This window comes from Actinoallomurus sp. NPDC052274, from assembly GCF_040679475.1.
Lineage (GTDB): Bacteria > Actinomycetota > Actinomycetes > Streptosporangiales > Streptosporangiaceae > Actinoallomurus > Actinoallomurus liliacearum.
This window is the reverse complement of record NZ_JBFAUT010000147.1, coordinates 1-1,285: the sequence shown is the minus strand read 5'-3', so window position 1 is coordinate 1,285 and position 1,285 is coordinate 1. Positions and strand designations below refer to the sequence as shown.

2 protein-coding genes are annotated in these 1,285 nt (G+C 66.5%); both read right to left on the bottom strand.

The features are described 5' to 3' along the window. Window positions 1-940: glycosyltransferase (locus AB0K82_RS44535; protein ID WP_364409814.1), on the bottom strand; the 940-nt coding region annotated here is incomplete at its 3' end. Further along, the coding region (locus AB0K82_RS44530) for a DegT/DnrJ/EryC1/StrS family aminotransferase (protein ID WP_364409811.1) at window positions 933-1,285 on the bottom strand (353 nt) is incomplete at its 5' end. The genes AB0K82_RS44535 and AB0K82_RS44530, both read right to left, overlap by 8 nt.

Genomic DNA, 1,285 nt, shown 5'->3' with positions numbered 1-1,285 from the left:
TGTACCGCGCCACGCCCAGCAGGCGCGGCAGCAGCTTTCGCTTCAGATAATTGCCGTGGATCAGGCCCCACAGTCCGGGAACGAGCGCGGCAAGCGCCAGCGCGCCGTAGCGCAGGTCGGTCGCCGCATTGCCCGCCAGCAGGCGGAACGAGGCGAGCCGCTGGCCCAGCGACATGCGATAGCGCGCTTCGTAATAGTCCCCGCGCGCATAGGCTTCGCGGAACGCCGCCGGGTGGCGATCGGCAATGCCCGGATTCTCCCGCTGCACCTGGTCCAGCGTATAGCGCCGCTCTTCGTGCAGCCGCCCGATCGCCCGGTCGGTGAGCGAGCCCGGCGAGATGCGCCATACGCCCAGCACCTGCGGCACCGCGCAGGCAGTGCCGTGCGCCAGCAGGCGGATGAAGAGGTTATACTCCTCCGACGCGGTCACGCTCGGATCGAAGCCCAGCCCGTGCCGATCGAGCGTCTCGCGGCGCAGCAGCGGCGTGACCATGTTGATGTCGAACTGCAGCAGCTGCCGCTCGAACATGTCGCCGCTGGGGTAACGGGGCACGACCTCGCGGATCGGCCGAAGATCCGGCGTCACTTCGGAAACGCCGGCATAGCAGAGCACATGTTCGGTGCCCGACAGCGCCGCGAGCTGCGTCGAGAGCTTGTTCGGCAGCCACAGATCGTCGGTATCGAGGAAGCCGACCCAGGTTCCCCGCGCCTGCTGCATCGCGAGCTTGCGCGCGGCGCCGAGCGGCACATTCTCCTCCGCGCGGAAATAGCGCAGCCGGCTGTCATATTGCTGCGCGATCGCCCCGCTCGCATCGGTCGAGGCATTGTCCCAGAAGATAATCTCCCAGTCCTGGAAATCCTGGGCGTAGATGGAATCGATCGCTTCCTTCAGATAGCGCTCGCCATTGTAGCAATTCATGACGATCGAGACTTCAGGCATCCGGCGTACCCCGCAAAAAGCCCAGAACTTCCTCGATCACCCGATCCTGCTCCGCCTCGGCCAGCTCCACGTGCAGCGGCAGGGAGATCAGCTCGGCATAGGCGGCTTCGGCCACCGGTCGCGCCTCGCCATCGGCGAAGCGTGTCAGCAGGTGGTTCGGCTTGTAGTGGATCCCGCACTCGATCCCGTGCGCGCGCAGATGATCGGCCAGCGCGTCGCGATTGCCGGCGTTCACGCGCACCACGAAGATATGCGGCACGATCGCCTCGAAATCGAAATCGAGCAGCCGCACCGAGTTCGAGCCGGCAAAGGCCTGGCGATAGCGCCGGGCAAGCGCGCGGCGGC